Source organism: Xanthomonas sp. NCPPB 2866 (genome assembly GCF_041475745.2).
In the GTDB taxonomy this organism is placed as follows: Bacteria; Pseudomonadota; Gammaproteobacteria; order Xanthomonadales; family Xanthomonadaceae; genus Xanthomonas; species Xanthomonas arboricola.
Genome location: NZ_CM192975.1, coordinates 3,217,954 through 3,237,476, shown reverse-complemented (window position 1 = coordinate 3,237,476; position 19,523 = coordinate 3,217,954). Strand labels below are relative to the sequence as shown.

The following is a 19,523-nucleotide window of genomic DNA, read 5'->3' as shown; positions in this document are numbered from 1 at the left end:
CCTTGCCCGCTCACCGTCGCGGGACCTTGAGCGGCATGGATGCCGCGCCAGAGCCTACAAGGACGTACTTGCGGCGTGTCCTGCGAGGGTGGGCGGGCAAGGGCCTTGCAGCCAAGTCGCAAACCAACCGCTCAACGCCGCTTCACGAATCCCCAATCCCCAATCCCAAATCCCAGCCCCTCAGGCATCCAGCTCGAGAACCATCCGCACCAACTCCGGCGACTCCGGATGCGGCTGTGGCTTGAAGCCCAGCGACTCGGCCAGCTGCAGCATCGGCACATTGCTTTGCAGCACGTCGCCGAACAGGCAATCCAGGTATTTGCGCCGTGCCCACTTGACCAGCTTGCGCATCAGCTGCCGTCCCAGCCCCTGGCCGGCGACGAAGCTGCTGACCAGGATGGTGTACTCGGCCTGGCGGGTGCCCGGCACCAGTGCCGCACGCGCCACCGCACCTACCAGGGCTTCGCCCGGGGGCAGCTGTTCGGCGGCCACCAGCACGATTTCGCTCTTGGGGTTGGGATGGGTCAGGCGCTGCACCATCTCCGGGGTGATTTCGGCGGAGGAGCGCACGAAGCGCGCGCGGATTTCCTCCGGCCCCAACAGGCTGAAAGCACCCTGCAGCGGCGGACCGTCCTCGGGACGGATCGGACGGAGCAGGAGTGTTCGGCCATTGGGCAGACTGAAGTTTTCATGCCAGGGAGGCATGCGATTGCGAATGGCCATGACCGGTGTTCCTTAAAGATCGGAAGATTCTGGCACCCGCCCAGCGCACAACCGTGAATGAATCCGGTGCGCCGCTGGGGGTCGTCAGGGGGTGGCAGTGCTTCCCTGATCACTGTACCGAGCGATACCGTGATCCAGTCGTGAGTATGCAGCCGCGTTCGCCAGCGCGAGCAGGCGCCCGGTACAGGCAACTCAGGCGTCCTGGCGCAGCCACTCCAGCCGGGTCGAGGCACCTGCCTCGCCCAGGTGCTGCTTCAGCACCGGCAGCGCGGGCGCCAGCACCTGGTCGAACTGCCATGGCGCATTGACGATCAGCAGCCCGCTGCCGGTCAGGCGCAGCGGCGAGTCGTCCGGGCGCACCTGCAGCTCGGCCACCAGCACCGACTTGGCCGGCAGCGTAGCCGCCTTGCGCATGAACGGCTGCAGGCTGCGGCGCAGCTTGATCGGGTACCACACCATGCAGATCGCCTGTGGCCAGCGCGCCAGCGTCTCGCGCACGCTGTGGATGACCTGCGGGTATTCGGCTTCCTGCGCCTCGTAGGGCGGGTCGATCAGCACCAGCCCGCGGCCGATCTTGGTCTCGCCCGCGCGCGGCGGCACGAAGGCGCGAATCGCCTCGTAGCCATCGCCGGCATGCACGCGCACGCGGCTGTCCCTGGCGAACAGGCGCTTGAGCGCCTCGGCCTCTTCCGGCTGCAACTCGCAGAACGCCATGCGGTCCTGTTCGCGCAGCGCCTGCGCCGCCAGCAACGGCGAGCCGGGGTAATGGTTGATCTGGATGCCGGCGGTGGGGCGCGCCGGCTTCTGGCCGGGCGTGGCCGGGCGGGCGACGGTGTGGTTGTCGGCCTGTACCGCGCGCAGATAGCGTTCGACCACCTCGGGCAGGGTCGACTCGGCCATCAGCCGCATCACCCCGGCATCGGCCTCGTTGGTCTTGCGGCTTTCCTCGCCGCCGAGCTGGTAGCGCCCGCGTCCGGCGTGGGTGTCGAGCACGAAGAACGGCGTGTCCTTGCGCTTGAGGGTGTCGATCAGCGCCAGCAAGGCGATGTGCTTGAGCACGTCGGCATGGTTGCCGGCATGGAAGGCGTGGCGATAGTTCATCGCGGCAGTGTACGGGCCGCGCCAGCATGCGGCTATGCTGCGCGCCATGTCCGAGTCCCCCGCCCGCGTGCTCGTCGTCGAAGACGAAGCCGCCATTGCCGATACCGTGCTGTACGCGCTGCGCAGCGAAGGCTACGCGCCCGAACACTGCCTGCTGGGCCGTGACGCATTGGCACGCCTGCGTGCCGATCCGGCCGATGTGGTGGTGCTGGACGTGGGCCTGCCGGATATCAACGGCTTCGAGGTGTGCCGCACGCTGCGCGGGTTTAGCGACGTGCCGGTGATCTTCCTGACCGCGCGCAACGACGAGATCGACCGCGTGCTCGGCTTCGAACTGGGTGCCGACGACTACATGGCCAAGCCGTTCTCCCCGCGCGAGCTGGTGGCGCGGGTGCGCGCGCGGCTGCGTCGTCGCAGTGTGGCGGTCGTGGCGGAGCCGGGCTGGCAGCCGCATGGCGCGTTTGCGATCGACCGCGAGGGCAGCCGCATCCGCTACGGCGATGCGCTGCTGCCGCTGACCCGCTACGAGTACGCGCTGCTGTCGGCGCTGTTGCAGCGCCCCGGCGCGATCCTGAGCCGCGCGCAGCTGATGGACCGCGGCTGGGACGCCACTGCCGACAGCGCAGACCGCACCGTGGACACCCATATCAAGACGCTGCGCGGCAAGCTGCGCCAGGCCGGCGTGCCGGCCGACCCGATCCGCACCCACCGTGGCCTCGGCTACGCGCTGGAGCTATAGCGATGGCCGCATGCAGGCATCGCGTTGTTGTCGGGATGAGGGCCTGAGATGCGGCTCGGTCTCAAGCTGTTCCTGGGCTTCTTCCTGATCGTCGGGCTGGCCGCGTTCTTCGTGATGCGGGTGTTCGTCAACGAGGTCAAGCCGGGTGTGCGCCAGGCGATGGAATCCACGCTGGTGGACGCGGCCAATGTGCTGGCGGAAATGGCCAGCAGCGAGCTGGCTGCTGGCACCATCGCCAGCGGCAGCTTTGCGCGCAACGTGGCGCAGGCGCAGCGGCGCGACCCCAAGGCCTGGGTGTGGCGGTTCCGCAAGAACGATGTGGCCTACCGCGTCACCGTCACCGATGCGCGCGGCGTGGTGGTGTTCGACTCGCTGGGCCGCGATGTGGGCCGCGACAACTCTCGCTGGAACGATGTCTATCGCACCTTGCGCGGCGAATACGGCGCGCGTTCCAGCCCCGAGGTTGATGGCGACCCGACCGCCACGGTGATGCATGTGGCCGCACCGATCTACGCACCGAATGAGCCGGCCAAGTTGATCGGCGTGCTGACGCTGGCGCAGCCCAATCGCAGCATCGACCCGTTCATCGAGGCCAGCCAGCGCAACATCCTGCAGCGCGGTGCCTGGCTGATCGGCATTTCCGCGCTGATCGGCATCTGGATGACCTGGTGGCTGATGCGCGGCATCGGCCGGCTCAATCGCTACGCACAGGCGGTGAGCGCCGGCGTGCCGGTGCCGCCGCCGGAGCCGCGCGGCGATGAAATCGGCGACCTCGGTCAGGCGCTGGAAAGCATGCGGCGCAAGCTGGAAGGCAAGGCCTACGTGGAGCAGTACGTGCAGTCGCTGACGCACGAGATGAAGAGCCCGCTGGCGGCAATCCGTGGCGCGTCCGAACTGTTGAGCGAGCCACTGCCGGAAGCCGATCGCCAGCACTTTGTCGCCAGCATCCGCGCGCAGGAGCTGCGCCTGACCGAAACCATCGACAAGCTGCTGGCGCTGGCCGAGGTGGAGCAGCACGGCTGGCTGCAGACGCGCGAGCGCATCGCGGTGGCTGGCCTGCTGCAGGCGGCCGTGGATGCCGTGCTGCCGCGCGCGGCAGCGGCCGGCGTGCTGCTGCAACGCGATGCCGCATCCGACACCGCGCGCGGGCAGTACGTGCTGGGCGATGGATTCCTGCTGCGCCAGGCGCTGATCAACCTGCTGGAAAATGCCGTCGCGTTTTCACCGCAGGGCAGCACCATCCAGCTGCGTACGCAGGTGTTGGAGGAACAGCTGCAGCTGGTGGTTGAGGACCGCGGCAGCGGCGTGCCGGACTACGCACTGGAACGGGTGTTCGAACGTTTCTATTCGCTGGCCCGCCCGCAGACCGGACAACGCAGCTCCGGCCTTGGCCTGCCGTTCGTGCGCGAAGTGGCGCGCCTGCATGGTGGCGAGGCCACGCTGGGCAACCGCGAGGGTGGCGGCGCGATCGCGACCCTGCGCCTGCCCATCGGCTAAGCGCGCTTACAAACCGCAGAACGTAGCGAGCAGTCGTCAGCTGGGTCCAGCAACCGAGTGGTACGCGCCGATTCCGCGCGCCGTCCGCGCCCGCCTGGCGGCTGTGCAGCAGATGTGTCGGCGGCTCTGAACCGCATTGCGTGCCGTCAGTGCACAGGCCGGCGGCCGACGGCGGCGGCATCGCGGTGGCACGCAAGCGGCATGCGCCAGGCACATGCCGCATCCGCGTCAGCCGCGCCTTACCGTGCGCAGCTGCTGTGTGTCAGTGCACCACGTCGGCCCCGATGACGTCCTTGGCGACCACCGACCAGGACAGCTTGCCAAAGCCCTTGTTGCCCCACTCGGTGCCCCAGCTGTTTTCGACGAGCAGCCCTTCGCTGTCGTAGCCCAGCGCGATCACGGCGTGCCCGCCCAGGATCGGCGTCTTGGTGTCATAGTCGACCTGGTTTTTTGGTGTGAGGTCTTCGAACCCCTGCCTGACATAGAAGCCGATCGCCACCGGCGTGGACGAGGCCAGCGCGAGTTTGATCTGTTCGATCAGGGCCCGCCCGCCATTGCCGTCACCCGAATACAGCACGGTGTACTTGCGGTACGGCGTGGGGTTCTTGGCTGCGTTGGCGCGGTCGGCCGCGGTGGGTGGGTTCTTCCAGTTGTAGTTGCCCCACGAATAATGCTGCTCGGTGTCGATGCCTTGGGCCAGCGCGACGTCCAGCGGCGCTTCCAGCGTGGAGCCCTCATCGACGCCACCGTTGACCTGGCTGTAGAGATACATCGGGGCAAAGCGGGTTTGCGCCTGCTTGTTGGCGTTGGCATACCAACCGGTCAGGGTGTGGGCGGTTGCCCATGACGCACACGACCCCACCTGGCCCTGGTCGCCCGGGGTAATTGCCCAGGCCGTCAGGTCGACCGTGGCGGGCAGGGGTTTGGCGGCGCTGGCAATGCCGAACAACGGAGTGACCGGCTGCATCAACGACGAGGGTTTCAGGCCCATCCCGTGCATTGCCGCCTGTGCGGCGGCGGAGGACAGGCTCAGGGCAGCGAGCAGGCAGAGCGTGAGCGAACGTTGCTTGGTCATGAAGGCAAACTCCAGGCGAGAGAGGAATGCAGTCGTGCGCGTTTGTGGAACCACGGCCTGCAAGCGGGCAAGCGTGTGCGACACCGCCGCTGCGGCGCGTAACGTTGAATGCGGATGCCGCGGAACCACGGAACTGGAACGCCGTGATCAACGCAGACGCGAGAAAAGCAATGGCCCCGTGATGCGCAACTGCACTGGCATCGTTGCGCTTGGCGGCGAAGCGCGCGGCGGTGATGCGAAACCCTGGCGATGCAACGGAAGCGTGTCCTGGGCCTCTGTTGCATTTTTGCAGGGCAAAACCTGCATTTCCTAACGGGATCACAGTGCCGGCCGCCGAGCCTGCCGATCGCCCACTTCACATTCGCTTCAAATTCGCCTCAAACCTGCGACACCGGCGCAACGCACCCTGGCGACCTCCCAGACTGAGGAAGGTCGATGAAATCCCTGAAACTGTTGTTGCGCTTCGCCACCATTGGCGGATTGATCCTGTTGCTGCTGATTCCATTGCTGCTGATCCGCGGCACGGTGCAGGACCGTGCGCGTTACCGCGACGAGGCGGTGGAGCGGGTGGCGCAGAGCAAGGCCGGTGAGCAGCAGTTCATCGCGCCGGTGCGGGTGCTGCCGTTTACCGAGGACGTACAGGTCACCGAGCCGGACGAGCAAGGCAACCCGCGCAAGGTCTGGCGCAAGCGCGACGGCCAGTTGCTGCAGACCCCGCGCACGCTCACCCTGAGCGGCGAGCTGACCCCGTCCGAGCGCAAGATCGGCCTGTTCCGTGTGCAGGTGTATTCGTGGAAGGCCAGGCTCAAGGCCGAGTTCGACCCGTTCGAGTATCCGGCCATGGCCGGTCGCCGCTATGGCCGGCCGCATCTGGCGGTAGGCATTTCCGATGTACGCGGCCTGGTCGGCACGCCGAGCCTGCGGGTGGACGGCCGCAGCTTGCCGCTGGAGAGCGGGGCCGGCGGCCTGGTGGGGCGCTCGGCCGGTATCCATGCCGATCTGCAGCCGCTGGGCGATGCGCTGGCCGGCACGCTGGGCGATGGCAAGCTGGTGGAGATGTCGTTCGTGCTGGACGGCACCCGCAGCCTAGCGATCGCACCGATTGCCGACAACAACGACATCGCGCTGCGCTCGGCCTGGCCGCATCCGCTGTTCGGCGGGCGCTTCCTGCCGAATGCGCCGACGATCGGTGCGCGCGGTTTCGATGCGAGCTGGTCGCTGTCGTCGCTGGCCACCGGTGCACAGACCCAGCTACAGTCCAGCCAGTCGTCGCTGGATACGCTGGAGGTGCGGCTGGTCGATCCGGTGGACGTGTATACCCAGGCCGATCGGGCCAGCAAGTACGGCATCCTGTTCGTGGTGCTGACCTTTGTGGCGTTCGTGTTGTTCGAGTTGATCAAGCGTCTGCCGATCCATCCGCTGCAATACCTGCTGGTGGGTCTGGCGCTGGCGATCTTTTTCCTGCTGCTGCTGAGCCTGTCCGAGCACATCGCGTTCTGGCAGGCGTATCTGGTCTCCGCCGCGGCATGTATTGGCCTGCAGTTCTTCTATCTGTCCGGGGTGTTGCGCAGCTGGGCGCGTGCAGCCGGGTTCTCGGCGATGCTCACGGCGTTGTACGGGGTGCTCTACAGCCTGTTGATCTCCGAAGACAACTCGCTGCTGATGGGATCGTTGCTGCTGTTCGGCATCCTGGCCAGCATCATGTGGGTGACCCGCAAGCTCGACTGGTACGAGCTTGGCAACAGCCTGCGCTGAGGCCGGCATGCGCGCTCACGCACAGTTGCACCGGCGGGCGCAGCGTTTGCTGCCCGCCGGGATCGACACGGTGGCGCTGCTTCCCGCAGCGCTGCCGCAGTGTTGGGACGCTTCGCCGTTGTCGGCCTTGCCCTTACGCCGCGACGGACGCCGCGGCGTGATCGGCCTGCGCCTGCATGCAGGCACCGCACAGGCGTTGCGCCTGGGTGGCAGCGGCTTCCTGCAGGCGGCGCAGCGGCAGGACGCGGCGGCAGACAACGCGCGTCCGCGCCGCTACGGGCCGTGGCAGCGGTTGAGCAACGGCAGCTACTGGGCGCGCAGCACCGATGCACTGCTCGGTGTGCTGCTGGCCAGCGAGGAGGCGGCGGTGTGGTTGCTGTGGCAGCAGCCGGCTGCGGCGGCTCCGGGCAATGGCGGCTGGCTGCGCTGACGTGCGGCGGCGCAGCTGCGCCAAGCTGGCTTACCATGCCCGGCATGAGCGGCTCCTCCCTGATCGTTGAAACGGTGCGCGGCACGCAGGTGCTGCCGCATCTGGCTGCGGTGGCGCAACTGCGCATCACGGTGTTCCGCGCCTGGCCGTATCTGTACGACGGCGACGCCGATTACGAGCGCGGCTATCTGGCCGCCTACGCGGCCTCGCCGGACAGCGTGTTCGTGCTGGCACGCGATGGCGATGCGGTGATCGGCGCCTCCACCGGGCTGCCGCTGCTCGACGACAGCGAAGCCTTCCATGCGCCGTTCCGTGCGGCCGGCATCGACCCGGCCAGCGTGTTCTATTTCGGCGAATCGGTGCTGCTGCCGGACTATCGCGGGCAGGGAATCGGCCACGCATTTTTCGACCAGCGCGAGGCGCATGCGCGTGCACTGGGCCGCTTCGCGCTCACTGCGTTCTGCGCGGTGGAACGCGCAGAAGACGATCCGCGCAAGCCGGCCGACCATCGACCCAACGACGTGTTCTGGCGCAAGCGTGGCTATGCACCGCAAGCAGACATGCGCGTGCAATTGGCATGGACAGAGTTGCAACACGGCGAGATCGACCACAGTCTGCGGGTATGGACGCGGCCACTGCCGCCGTGACCGAGTCACTTCTTACGCCATCGATCAATCGCAACCAGGCCCGTAGATGAAAATTGCCGTCGCCAAATACCCGATCGGCAAACCTGCCGACTTTGCCGCGTTCGCCGCACGCCAGTCGGCGCTGGTGGGCGAGGCTGCCGCCGCTGGCGCACGCCTGCTGGTGCTGCCGGAGTATCTGTCGCTGGAGCTGGGCGCGACCTTCGGTACGCAGATTTCTGCCGGGTTGCCGGAGTCGCTGGCGGCGATCCAGGCGCTGCGTGCGCCGTGGCTGGAGCTGTTTGCCGGCCTGGCGCGCCAGCATCAGCTGCATCTGGTGGCCGGCAGCTTTCTGCTGGACCTGGGCCAGGGCCGTTACCGTAATCGCAGCGACTGGTTCACCCCCGATGGCCGGCACGGCTGGCAGGACAAGCTGCAGCTGACCGGCTTCGAAAAGGCCACCGGGCTGATCGAGCCGGGCGATGCGCTGAAGGTGTTCGACCTGGATGGCGTGCGTGCGGCGATCGCGATCTGCTACGACAGCGAGTTCCCGCTGCCGGTGCGCGCGCAGTACGAGGCCGGCGCGCGGCTGTTGATCGTGCCCAGTTGCACCGACACCGCCGCCGGGGCGATGCGGGTACGGGTCGGCTGCCTGGCGCGCGCGCTGGAAAACCGTGTGTTCGTCGCGCAATCGGTCACGGCCGGGCAAGCACCGTGGAGCCCGGCGCTGGACGTCAATACCGGCGAAGCGGCGGTGTTCGCACCGATGGATGTCGGCTTCCCGGCCGATGGCGTGCTGGCGCAGACCCAGGGCACTGCCGTGTGGGCCTATGCAGAGCTGGATTTCGCCGCCTTCGAGGCCAGCCGCGCGCAGGCGCAGGTCGCCAACGATCGCGATTGGGTCGGTCAATTGGGCGCTCACGTTGCACGTGCCAGGCTGGCGACGTTCGACTGATAGAGCGTGGTCCTCAAAGGACGATGTTCATCGTCGGGCGAGCGCAGCCGGTGTTCGCGACGGCACTGCCATACGTACGCTGCAACGTTCACGCGCCGTGCCTCAAGTGGTGACCGCGCGCTACGGTACCTCAGCCACTTTTATCCCTTGCAATACCTCCCACCAGGTTCCCATGGCCAAGAAAACCCTGATTCCGCACAGCGTCCGTCTCGAGTTCGCGCCTGGCGCGCTGGTGCACAGCAATCTGTCCGGTGCGGCCTTCACCGACGACTGGCTGTGGGTGGCCGGCGACGAGGCCTGCGCGGTGGATCGCCTGCGCAGGCTCGACCCCGTGCAGCGCGAGACGCTGCGCTTCGGCCAGGGGCAGAGCTTTGCGCTGGCCGAGTTGCTGGACCTGCCCGGCGAGGCGGCCGAGGAGGCGGATCTGGAAGGCATGGCGCTGTCGGAGGGATTCCTCTGGGTGATCGGCTCGCATGGGCTCAAGCGCAAGAATGCCAAGCGCAGTCGCGACGATGCCGAAAACGCCAAACGCCTGACCAAGCTCAAGCTCGACGCCAACCGCCGCCTGCTGGCCTGCCTGCCGATCGAGCGCGATGCCGACGGCACCCCGCGCCTGGTGCGCGAAGCCGCCGACGGCCGTCGCGCGCTGCGGCTCAAGGGCGATGCCAAACACAACCAGCTCACCGAGCTGCTGGCCGACGACCCGCACTTCGGCCCGTTCCTGAAGATCCCGGGCAAGGACAACGGCTTCGATATCGAAGGCATCGTGGTGGACGGCGAGCGCCTGCTGCTGGGCCTGCGCGGGCCGGTGCTGCGCGGCTGGTCGGCGCTGCTGGAGATCCGGGTGCAGGCGCATGGCGACCACCTGCGCCTGGCGCCGCTGGACGAGGACGGCACGCTGCTGCGCAAGCACTTCCTGCAATTGGGCGGGCTGGGCATCCGCGACCTGCATTATTCCGGCGACGACCTGTACCTGCTGGCTGGCCCGACCATGGTGCTGAACGGCGAAATCCGCCTGTTCAAATGGCCGGGCGCGCGTGCAGTGCTGGCCGCCAACCAGGCGCCGGTGCGCTTTCAGCACGCGCTGCTGGAATCGGCGGTGTTGCCGCACGGCACCGACAGCGACCGCGCCGAGGCGATCTGCAATCTTCCCAGCCACCTGGCCGGCGACACGCCCAGCTGGCTGGTGCTGTACGACGCGCCCGGCCCGGCGCGCAGCGGCGGCGATGACGTGGTCTACGGCGACCTGTTACGCAACCGCTGAGCCGCGCGCGGGCAGGTCTGCGCTGGTCAAGGTAAAATCGGCCGACTCCCGTTTTGCCGAGCGCTCCATGACCTGCCGCACCCGTTTTGCCCCCAGCCCCACCGGTTACCTGCACATCGGCGGCGCCCGCACCGCCCTGTATTGCTGGCTGGAGGCACGCCGCCGCGGCGGGCAGTTCGTGCTGCGCATCGAAGACACCGACCGTGAGCGCAGCACCCAGGCCGCGATCGACGCCATCCTGGAGGCGATGGAATGGTTGGGCCTGGGTTACGACGAAGGCCCGATCTACCAGACCCAGCGCGTCGCCCGCTACCAGGAGGTCGCCGAGCAGCTGTTGGCCCAGGGCAAGGCCTATTACGCCTACGAAACCCGCGAGGAGCTCGACGCCATGCGCGAGGCCGCGATGGCCAGGCAGGAAAAGCCGCGCTACAACGGCGCCGCCCGCGAGCAGAACCTGCCGTACCGCGACGACCCCAACCGGGTCATCCGATTCAAGAATCCGGTCGGCGGCACAGTGGTGTTCGACGACCTGATCAAGGGCGTCATCGAGATCGCCAACAGCGAGCTCGACGACATGGTGATCTTCCGCCCGGACGGCTTCCCCACCTACAATTTCGCGGTGGTGGTGGACGACTGGGACATGGGCATCACCGAGGTGATCCGCGGCGACGACCACATCAACAACACTCCGCGCCAGATCAATATCTATGAGGCGCTGGGCGCCCCGGTGCCGAAGTTCGCGCACATGCCGATGATCCTGGACGAGCAGGGCGCCAAGCTGTCCAAGCGCACCGGCGCGGCCGACGTGATGCAGTACAAGGACGCCGGCTATCTGCCGCATGCGCTGATCAACTACCTGGCCCGTCTGGGCTGGTCGCACGGCGACCAGGAGTTGTTCAGTCGGCAGGAACTGCTCGACCTGTTCGACGTGAAGAACGTCAATTCCAAGGCCGCGCGGCTGGACATGGCCAAGCTGGGCTGGGTCAACCAGCACTACCTCAAGACCGACGACCCGGCCAGCATCGCCCCGCAGCTGGAATACCAGCTCGCCAGGCTGGGCATCGATGTCGCCGCCGGCCCGGCCGCCGCCGATGTGGTGGTGGCGCTGCGCGAACGCGTGCAGACCTTGAAGGAAATGGCCGAAAAAGCCGTGGTCTGGTACCAGCCGCTGGAAACCTACGACGAAGCGGCGGTGATGAAGCACCTCAAGCTGGGCGCAGAAGTGCCGCTGGGCAAGGCGCGCGAACTGCTGGCGGCACAGAGCGAATGGAGCGTGGAGACCGTCTCGGCCGCGTTGCACGACGCGGCCGCCGCGCTGGAGCTGGGCATGGGCAAGGTGGCCCAGCCGCTGCGCGTGGCCATCACCGGCACCCAGGTCAGCCCGGACATTTCGCAGACGGTGTACCTGGCCGGACGCGAGGGCGCCTTGAAACGCATCGATGCAGCACTCATCAAGATAGGGGCGGGCTGACCGCCGGAGCCTGTGATGAAAACCAACGAACACGCCTGCACTGCACCGCATCACCATGTCGACGACGCCAACGGCTTCGTGCGCGCGGTGGAGCGCGCCTGCAGCGAGCGCGGCCTGCGGCTGACGCCGATCCGCGCCAATGTGCTGCGGCTGATCGCCGACGCCGGCAAGCCGGTCAAGGCCTACGAACTGCTGGACTGGGTGCGCGAAGGCAAGGGCGTTGGCGCCGACGCTCCGCCCACGGTGTACCGCGCGCTGGATTTCCTGATGGCCAACGGCTTCGTGCACAAGCTCGAGTCGGTCAACGCCTTCGTCGCCTGCCACCACCCCAACAGCGCCCAGCACTCGGTGCCGTTCTTGATCTGCGACCGCTGCCATAGCGCGGTGGAACTGGAAGACCGCGAGGTGGTGGCGCAACTGGAAGCGCGCGCCAAGGCGCTGGGCTTCCAGCCGCAGGCGCAGACGCTGGAAGTACACGGCCTGTGCGCCAAGTGCGCGGTGGCCGGCTGACCGCCGGCGCGCGGCAGTCGCTGACCGACAAAGTTGTCGTTGTCGTGGGCAGGCGGTGCCTGGTTCTGCTGCGGCAATGCCGAGCAGAGTGCGATTCCGGGTGCAGCGTGTAGGTAGCGCGCGCTCGCGTCCCGGAAATAACGGGGGCATTACAGGGCGAGTGATGCTCGCGCAGCAGCTTGCCTCGCAACGCTGAGGCCTTGTGGCCTCAGCGTTGCGCTGTGGTATCTGGACTCGTCTTCACCTGTTCCCAGTCCAGGCCGAAGCGCGCCAGGTACTTGCGCAGGCGATCGGCGTCGTTGGTGCTGGCGCGCTGTCCGCGCGAAACCGCGAACAGCTCGCGGCCAGCCTGCGACAGCGACCTGCTGCGCGCACACAGGCGCACCACGTCTTCCAGCTGTACGCGATCGAAGCGATCCAGCTGCGCCACGCCATCGCCCAGCAAGGCCTCCAGCGGCGACGCCGCTTGTGCACCATTCCATTGCTGGCGCAGGCGAATGATTTCCTCGTCCACCAGTTCGGTTTGGATACGGCCGGCATTGGCCAGGGTCGCCAGGCGCATGACCGAGGCGCTGAGGTCGCGAAAGTTGCCGTTCCAGCGCGCTTCTGCGCTGGTCGCGAAGGCCAGGTAGCGCGCACGCGCCTCGCGGTTGAAGGCGACCCGCTGATGCTGTTCGCGCGACCACCGCTCCAGTTCGAAATCGATGTTCGGCTCGATGTCCTCCATGCGCTCGGCCAGTCCCGGTAAGTGGTAGGTCCACAGATTCAGGCGTGCCAGCAGGTCGTCGCGGAAGCGCCCTTGCAGCACCTGCTGCTGCAGGTCGCGGTTGGTCCCGGCGATCAGTTGAAACTCGCTGTCCACCTCCTTGTCGCTGCCGACCGGCAAAAAGCGCTTCTCCTCCAGGGCGCGCAACAGCATGGCCTGTTCGTCCAGCCCAAGTTCGCCGATTTCGTCCAGGAATAGCAGCCCCTGGTGGGCGGAGCGCAATAATCCGGGGCGATCGCTGATCGCGCCGGTGTAGGCGCCCTTGGTGTGGCCGAACAGCGTGCTCATGGCGCCGTCGCCGCGCAGCGTGGCGCAGTTCACCTCAACGAAGCGTCCGCCCAGCTGGTGCTTGAGCTTTTTCAGCTCGAACACGCGCTTGGCCAGCTGGCTCTTGCCGGCGCCAGTGGGTCCCATCAGCAACATCGGCGCCTTGGAGCGCGTGGCTACCGTCTCGATCTGCTCGATCATCCGGTTGAACGCGGGGTTGCGCGTGGCGATGCCGCTCTTGAGCAGGGCGCGGTCCTGCATCTGCTGTTGCGCGAAACGCTGCGCAATGCGGTCGTAGCGGGAGAGGTCGAGATCGATCACCGCATAGCTGCCCGCCTCCCCGCTGCCTTGCTTGCGGGGCGGTGAGGTCTGCAGCAGCCGGCCGGGGAAGTGCCGGCTCTCGGTCAGCAGGAAGCAGCAAATCTGGCTGACGTGGCTGCCGGTGGTGATGTGCAGGTAATAGTCCTCATCTTCCGGCGCAAACGTATAGCTGGCAAAGAAGTCGTGCAGGGTGGCGTACACGCCCTCGAAGTCCCAAGGGTCGGCCAGGTAGGTGTCGTGCTGTTGCACCTGGGTGTCTGGCGACACCTGGGCAAGATCGTTGCAGACCACGCTCGCCAATTTTGCATGGCGGCGCGCATCGGCGAGCAGTTCGACGCGGCCAACCAAAAAGTCGTCGTGCATGCCCAGTGACACGGTGGGTCTCCACTTTTCCCAGCGTCCCGGCCCGGTGCCGGCATCCAGCTGCACGCCGAGCATGCCGAAAATGACCTTGGTCCTGTCCATATCCATCCAGATAAATAGCGCGCCTGGAGTATACGAAAAATATCAAACTCGCCGTGCCGGCGTGTCATGGAAATAAAATTAAACCCTTGTAAAACAGTGCCTTATACATTGGCTGCCAAAGTTGGCACGCGCATTGCTGAGTATGGCTCATCGCCCCACCGTGGGCAGTTCCCGCCAGGAGCCTGACATGGCCAATCTTCAACTCTTCTCCTCGCCGCGTGGCGCATTGCTGCCCAAGGCGGCTGCCCAGAACGAGGCCGGCGGTTGCGCCTATGAGCGCACGCCGCGTGGTGCGCTGGCGTTGTATGCGGCTACCGGCTGCTTGAACGGCACCTACTATGCGAGCGCCGACGCGCAGTTGCAGCAGATGCTGACCTTGTGCGAGCGGGTCCCGCCGGCATTCGTTGCGCAGACCGCGATCTATGCACGTCAGGTAGCGCACATGAAGGACATGCCGGCATTGTTGCTGGCGACGTTGACCACCCGCGACGCGGAGGTGTTTGCCCGTGCGTTTCCCCGCGTGGTCGACAACGGCCGGTTGTTGCGCAACTTCGTGCAGATCATGCGCAGCGGTCAGGTCGGGCGCAAGTCGCTGGGTTCGCTGCCCAAGCGCATGGTGCGGCAGTGGTTGCAGCAGGCGTCGGTGGCCACCATCGTGCAGGCGGCGATCGGGCAGCAGCCGTCGCTGGCCGACGTGATCCGCATGGTGCACCCGAAGCCGGCTGATGCCGAGCGCGAGGCCCTGTATGCGTGGGTGATCGGCAAGCCCTACCAGGAAACCGCATTGCCGGCGGTGCTGCAGGCGTACGAAGCGTTCAAGCGTGCGCCGGGCGAGGCGTTGCCGGATCTGCCGTTCCAGTACTACACGGCAGTGCCGTTGACGCGGGCGCACTGGGCACTGCTGGCAGAGCGGGTGTCGTGGCAGACGTTAAGGATGAACCTCAATACGTTTGCGCGTCATGGCGTGTTTGCCGATGCGACGATGGTGGCCAAGGTGGCCGCACGCCTGCGCGATCCGGAGCAGATCCAGCGTGCCCGTGTGTTTCCGTATCAATTGCAGGTGGCCTACACCGCGGCCAGCCAGTTGCCGCCGCAGATCGGTGCTGCCTTGCAGGATGCGATGGAGGTCGCGACCCGGCAGGTGCCGGTGCTGGAGGGCAAGGTGGTGGTGGCGGTCGATGTCTCGGGATCGATGGCATCGCCGGTCACCGGCTACCGCAAGGGGGCGACCACCAGCGTGCGTTGCGTGGATGTGGCGGCCTTGATCGCCGCGTGCGTGCAGCGTACGAACCCGCAAGCCACAGTGCTGCCGTTCGACACGCAGGTGCGTTCGCTGCGGTCGAATCCACGCGACAGCGTGCTCACCCAGGCGCAGCAGTTGGCGGCGCAATGCGGTGGCGGCACCAGCGTCAGTGCGCCGCTGGCGCACTTGAACGCAATGCGGGCTCAGGTGGATCTGCTGGTGTTGGTGTCGGACAACGAAAGCTGGCGCGATACCCGCAGCGGTGCGGCAACGGCAACCATGCAGGAATGGACGCGGTTGAAGGCGCGTTGTCCGCAGGCCCGCATGGTGTGCATCGACTTGCAGCCGGTCGCGACCAGCCAGACGCTGGAGCGCGACGACATCCTGCATGTCGGCGGTTTCAGCGATGCGGTGTTCGACCTGATCGCGACGTTCGCAGCGCAGGGTGCGGGTGCGACGCGCTGGGTCGAGCGGATCGGCTCGATCGAGCTGTGAGCACACACGGACGTGTGCAGACCCGGCGGGCAATGGGGCCCGCCGGGTGGTGGCAGGAATGCTATGTGTTGAACAATCGGTAGCGACTGACCTGGCAGCAGTGTCATGGTCTGGTTGCCACCTACAGGTTTCGCCGTCGGTGGTCACGAATGCCGATGAAACTACAGCCTCTTACGCTCCAGGTCGCGGGTTCGAGTCCCGCCCACCCTGTGTGGGGTGGTAGCTCAGCTGGTTAGAGCAGGATGTTTCATCTCCGTTGTCGTGGTCGCCGTCGGTCTTGTTGTCTGCGTTGTCGTGCGAATGCAAGTGAAACTCCATTGTCGCGGGTTCGAATCCCGCCCGTCACGACGGTAGCTCAGTGGTAGAGCGTGCGTTTCATTGATCTTGTCGCAGGCAACGTGGTTTGGTTTTGCGGTGAATGCCGATGGAACTACTTTGGTTCCCCTGATTGGGTTGGGTTCGATTCCCGCTGTGTCACGCCGGTTAACGCCGGCGTTCCGCAGAGCGTTCCATCACTTTTGTCACCGCGCTTTTATTCAGTCATTTACAAGGAGTATCTCCATGAGCATCGAACACTACGATGTGATTGCCCAGCCGGGTGCGGCCCCGATCAAGCTGTGGACGCGCGGCGTTCCGCTCGAGGACGAAGCACGCCAGCAGTTGCAGAACATCGCCAAGCTGCCTTTCATCCACCGCTGGATCGCGGTCATGCCCGACGTGCATTTGGGCAAGGGGGCTACGGTGGGGTCGGTGGTGCCGACTATCGGCGCGATCGTGCCTGCCGCAGTCGGCGTGGATATCGGGTGCGGCATGATCGCAGCGCGTACCACGCTGGTGGCCAGCGACCTGCCGGACAACCTGGCCGCGATCCGCAGCGCGATCGAGCGCGCGGTGCCGCACGGGCGCACGCCGGGTGCGCGCGACAAGGGGGCATGGCAGACCCCGCCGGGGCATGCGATCGATGGCTGGTCGCAGCTGGCGAGCGATTTTGCGTTGATCTGCGAGCGCCATCCACGGTTGCAGAAGACCAATAACCTGCAGCACCTGGGAACGCTGGGAACCGGCAACCATTTCGTCGAGGTCTGCCTGGATGAGGCGCAGCGCGTATGGTTCATGCTGCACTCCGGATCGCGCGGCGTCGGCAATGCCATCGGCAACCATTTCATCCAGCTCGCCAAGAACGAAATGCGGCGCTGGATGATCAACCTGCCGGACCAGGACCTGGCCTACCTGCCGGAAGGCAGCGAGCACTATGCCGACTACGTGTTTGCAGTGGATTGGGCGCAACGCTATGCGCGAATCAATCGTGAAATCATGATGCGGCACGTGGTGGCGGCCGTGCGCACGGTCATCGCCAAGCCGTTCGAGGCGCAGGCGGAGGCGGTCAACTGTCACCACAACTACGTCAGCCGCGAGCACCACTTCGGCAAGGACGTGTTCGTGACGCGCAAGGGGGCGGTGAGTGCCCGCAAGGGCGAGCTGGGCATCATTCCCGGCAGCATGGGCGCCAAGAGTTTCATCGTGCGCGGGCTCGGCAATGCCGACAGCTTCCATAGCTGCAGCCATGGTGCCGGCCGGGTCATGAGCCGCACCGAGGCCAAGCGGCGCATCAGCCTCGACGACCACATCAAGGCCACGGCGCATGTGGAATGCCGCAAGGATCAGGACGTGGTGGACGAGTCGCCCGCGGCGTACAAGCCGATCGAGGCGGTGATGCATGCACAGCGCGACCTGGTGGAAATCGTGCATACGCTTCGGCAGGTGGTCTGCGTCAAGGGATAGGCCTGCGCATCGGTTGCCGCAGCCCTGGCGATGCGTTGCATCGACGCTGCGGCATCGGACACTCCGCTGCAGTGCAGGTGCAGCCAGCGGGCGCCGCCTGGGTATTGGATCCACCTACACTGCGCCGGCAAGGTATTGACAGCCCCGATCTCGACATCGGGGCGTTTATTTGAATGGACGTGCGTCATGGACATGATTGAAATCGATGGAGCGGCAGGCGGTGGACAGTTGTTGCGCACCGCATTGACGTTGAGCCTGTGCACCGGAACCGGCTTTGTCATGCACAACATCCGCGGAGCACGTTCACGCCCGGGCTTGATGCGTCAGCACCTGACGGCCGTCAATGCGGCGGCGGCGATTGGTCAGGCGCGGACGCATGGCGCGCAGATCGGCGCGACGGCATTGCGGTTCGAGCCGGGCCAGGTGTTGCCGGGGACGTATCGCTTTGCGACCGGAAGTGCGGGCTCTGCCACCCTGGTGTTGCAGACGGTGCTACCTGCGCTTTGGCAGGCAGCAACCCCTTCCAGCCTGACCTTCGAAGGCGGGACGCACAACCCGTTGGCGCCGAATGTGGACTTCATCGCCGACTGCTATCTGCCTGCCTTGCAGCGAATGGGCGTGCGCGTGTCGGCGGTGCTGGAGCGCCATGGCTTCTATCCGGCCGGCGGCGGAGTGTTGCGGGTGGCGGTGGAGCCTTGTGCGCAGCTCCAGCACGCCGTGTTCGATGCACGTGGGGCGTTGGAGTCGATTGAGGCGAAGATCCTGATTTCCGGGTTGTCGACCAAGATTGGGCATCGCGAGTTACGCGTGTTGGCTGCACGTCTGGGCGTGGACCCTAGCCCGCGCCATGTGGAAAGCGTGCGTCCTGCGCTGGGACCGGGCAATGTTGCGCTTGTGCGTGTGCGCCATGCAGCGCATGTCGAGACCTTTGCCGGCTACGGCGAGCGCGGTGTGCCCGCCGAGCGGGTGGGCGAGCGCCTTGCCGATCAGGTGCAGCGGTATCTCGATGGTGGCGCCTGCGTTGGCGAGTATCTGTCGGACCAGTTACTGCTGCCGATGGCGCTGGCCGGCAGTGGCGGGTTCACCACCGATGCCATCAGTAAGCATCTGGCCAGCAATGCCCGGCTGATCGAGAAGTTCCTGCCGGTGGAGATCACCTGGCTGCCGATGGCAGATGGTCAGTGGCGCGTGTCTGTGTATCGCTGAAGTGGGGCAGGCGTGGCGTTGCCGGCAGCGCCTGCGCGCCCGGCGTGGGACACCTGAAAACCAGTGTCATGCACAACGGCATTGCCGCACTGGGCGATGCCCTTTGACGAGCGTGCGCAGTGCAGGAGTGCGCTTTCGCGCCATGCCTGCCCGATGCATCAACCCGGTGCCGACTCGAGCGCATACGCCGCCAGGAACATCTCCACCGCGCGCTGCGCGGCGCCGCGCAGATACTCGGGCGACGGGTCCTTGAGTGCGCCGAACAGGCAGGGCATCAGGGTTTCCGCCTCCAGCAGCCCGCCGAACTGCCTCGACGCGATCAGGACGTCGGCGCAGCGGATCGCGCCGCGATCCATCTGCGTCTGCAGGTAATCGGCCATGCGTTGCACGCCTTCTTCCGGACCGGAATTGAAGAACAGCGCGCCCACGTCCGACCGCCCCGACACGCCGATGATGGTCTGCCAGATGGTGATCGAGCTGGGCGCGCACAGGAAACCGAGGATGTCCTCGCCGAAGCGCTGCAAGGTCTCGGCGACCGGGCCGTTGCTCTGCGAAAGCGCGTCCAGCAGCGGGTCGATGTAGCGGTCGGACATGTCCTTGGCAAACGCCACGAACAACTCCTCCTTGGACGGGAAATAGCCGTAGAGCGTTCGCTTGGAGCCGCCGACGCGGGCGGCGATCTGCGACATCGAGGCGCCTTCGAAGCCCAGTTCGAGGAACACCTCGCTGGCCGCCTGCACGATGGCGTCGCGTTTTTCTTCGGTTCTGACCCGCATCCACTGACTCCCTTGGGTGCTTAAGTATACCGACTGGGCAGGAATGCTTGACGGCCGCT

General features: G+C 66.3%; 17 protein-coding genes. 12 read left to right on the top strand and 5 right to left on the bottom strand.

Going from position 1 to position 19,523, the window contains the following annotated elements; translation table 11 throughout:
- Positions 1-180: 180 nt before the first annotated feature.
- Together ACCQ04_RS13840 and ACCQ04_RS13835 are read right to left on the bottom strand one after the other, a co-directional pair.
- Positions 181-723, bottom strand: coding sequence for a GNAT family N-acetyltransferase (locus ACCQ04_RS13840; protein WP_039526258.1), 543 nt, complete (start codon positions 721-723; stop codon positions 181-183).
- 192 nt (positions 724-915) lie between these two features.
- A complete protein-coding gene (locus ACCQ04_RS13835; protein ID WP_016902309.1) occupies positions 916-1,824 on the bottom strand; it encodes a 23S rRNA (adenine(2030)-N(6))-methyltransferase RlmJ in 909 nt (302 codons plus the stop codon).
- Positions 1,825-1,858: 34 nt separating this feature from the next.
- On the opposite strand from ACCQ04_RS13835, the gene creB reads away from it, so the two are divergent.
- Together creB and creC are read left to right on the top strand one after the other, a co-directional pair.
- Positions 1,859-2,563 (top strand): two-component system response regulator CreB, encoded by a 705-nt coding sequence (gene creB / locus ACCQ04_RS13830; RefSeq protein ID WP_180969196.1) that lies wholly within the window; start codon positions 1,859-1,861, stop codon positions 2,561-2,563.
- Between the two features lie 48 nt (positions 2,564-2,611).
- A complete protein-coding gene (gene creC / locus ACCQ04_RS13825; RefSeq protein WP_226427215.1) occupies positions 2,612-4,060 on the top strand; it encodes a two-component system sensor histidine kinase CreC in 1,449 nt (482 codons plus the stop codon).
- A 262-nt stretch (positions 4,061-4,322) separates the two neighbouring features.
- On the opposite strand, the gene ACCQ04_RS13820 is transcribed toward creC, so the two are convergent.
- Positions 4,323-5,135: a C1 family peptidase gene (locus ACCQ04_RS13820; protein ID WP_104590091.1), complete on the bottom strand. Its 813-nt coding sequence runs from the start codon at positions 5,133-5,135 to the stop codon at positions 4,323-4,325.
- A 435-nt stretch (positions 5,136-5,570) separates the two neighbouring features.
- Here ACCQ04_RS13820 and creD point away from each other — a divergent pair, with 435 nt between their 5' ends.
- From creD to ACCQ04_RS13785, 7 genes are all read left to right on the top strand, one after another.
- Positions 5,571-6,890: a cell envelope integrity protein CreD gene (creD, locus tag ACCQ04_RS13815; RefSeq protein WP_179465477.1), complete on the top strand. Its 1,320-nt coding sequence runs from the start codon at positions 5,571-5,573 to the stop codon at positions 6,888-6,890.
- 7 nt (positions 6,891-6,897) lie between these two features.
- The gene (locus ACCQ04_RS13810; protein WP_226427214.1) at positions 6,898-7,320 is read left to right on the top strand and encodes a hypothetical protein; all 423 of its coding nucleotides are present in this window, start codon (positions 6,898-6,900) and stop codon (positions 7,318-7,320) included.
- Positions 7,321-7,355: 35 nt separating this feature from the next.
- Positions 7,356-7,967: a GNAT family N-acetyltransferase gene (locus ACCQ04_RS13805; RefSeq protein ID WP_372358545.1), complete on the top strand. Its 612-nt coding sequence runs from the start codon at positions 7,356-7,358 to the stop codon at positions 7,965-7,967.
- A 46-nt stretch (positions 7,968-8,013) separates the two neighbouring features.
- Positions 8,014-8,898: a carbon-nitrogen hydrolase family protein gene (locus tag ACCQ04_RS13800; protein WP_046343534.1), complete on the top strand. Its 885-nt coding sequence runs from the start codon at positions 8,014-8,016 to the stop codon at positions 8,896-8,898.
- A 172-nt stretch (positions 8,899-9,070) separates the two neighbouring features.
- Positions 9,071-10,162, top strand: coding sequence for a DUF3616 domain-containing protein (locus tag ACCQ04_RS13795; protein ID WP_054592982.1), 1,092 nt, complete (start codon positions 9,071-9,073; stop codon positions 10,160-10,162).
- Between the two features lie 67 nt (positions 10,163-10,229).
- The gene (gltX, locus tag ACCQ04_RS13790; protein WP_065032529.1) at positions 10,230-11,633 is read left to right on the top strand and encodes a glutamate--tRNA ligase; all 1,404 of its coding nucleotides are present in this window, start codon (positions 10,230-10,232) and stop codon (positions 11,631-11,633) included.
- Between the two features lie 15 nt (positions 11,634-11,648).
- Positions 11,649-12,143: a Fur family transcriptional regulator gene (locus ACCQ04_RS13785; protein WP_167763960.1), complete on the top strand. Its 495-nt coding sequence runs from the start codon at positions 11,649-11,651 to the stop codon at positions 12,141-12,143.
- 208 nt (positions 12,144-12,351) lie between these two features.
- On the opposite strand, the gene rtcR is transcribed toward ACCQ04_RS13785, so the two are convergent.
- On the bottom strand, positions 12,352-13,962 hold the full coding sequence (gene rtcR, locus ACCQ04_RS13780) for an RNA repair transcriptional activator RtcR (protein ID WP_184456420.1): 1,611 nt from the start codon (positions 13,960-13,962) through the stop codon (positions 12,352-12,354).
- Positions 13,963-14,149: 187 nt separating this feature from the next.
- Here rtcR and ACCQ04_RS13775 point away from each other — a divergent pair, with 187 nt between their 5' ends.
- The 3 genes from ACCQ04_RS13775 to rtcA all read left to right on the top strand — a co-directional run bounded on the left by ACCQ04_RS13775 (position 14,150) and on the right by rtcA (position 18,688).
- Entirely contained in the window at positions 14,150-15,700 is a 1,551-nt protein-coding gene (locus ACCQ04_RS13775; protein ID WP_226427212.1) for a VWA domain-containing protein, read from the top strand.
- A gap of 561 nt (positions 15,701-16,261) precedes the next feature.
- Complete coding sequence (locus tag ACCQ04_RS13770; protein ID WP_039526275.1) at positions 16,262-17,482, top strand: RtcB family protein; 1,221 nt, start codon at positions 16,262-16,264, stop codon at positions 17,480-17,482.
- A gap of 30 nt (positions 17,483-17,512) precedes the next feature.
- Positions 17,513-18,688: an RNA 3'-terminal phosphate cyclase gene (gene rtcA, locus ACCQ04_RS13765; protein WP_226427211.1), complete on the top strand. Its 1,176-nt coding sequence runs from the start codon at positions 17,513-17,515 to the stop codon at positions 18,686-18,688.
- Between the two features lie 158 nt (positions 18,689-18,846).
- Here the strand turns inward: rtcA and ACCQ04_RS13760 are convergent, their stop codons facing one another.
- Complete coding sequence (locus ACCQ04_RS13760; protein ID WP_039526278.1) at positions 18,847-19,464, bottom strand: TetR/AcrR family transcriptional regulator; 618 nt, start codon at positions 19,462-19,464, stop codon at positions 18,847-18,849.
- Positions 19,465-19,523: the final 59 nt, after the last annotated feature.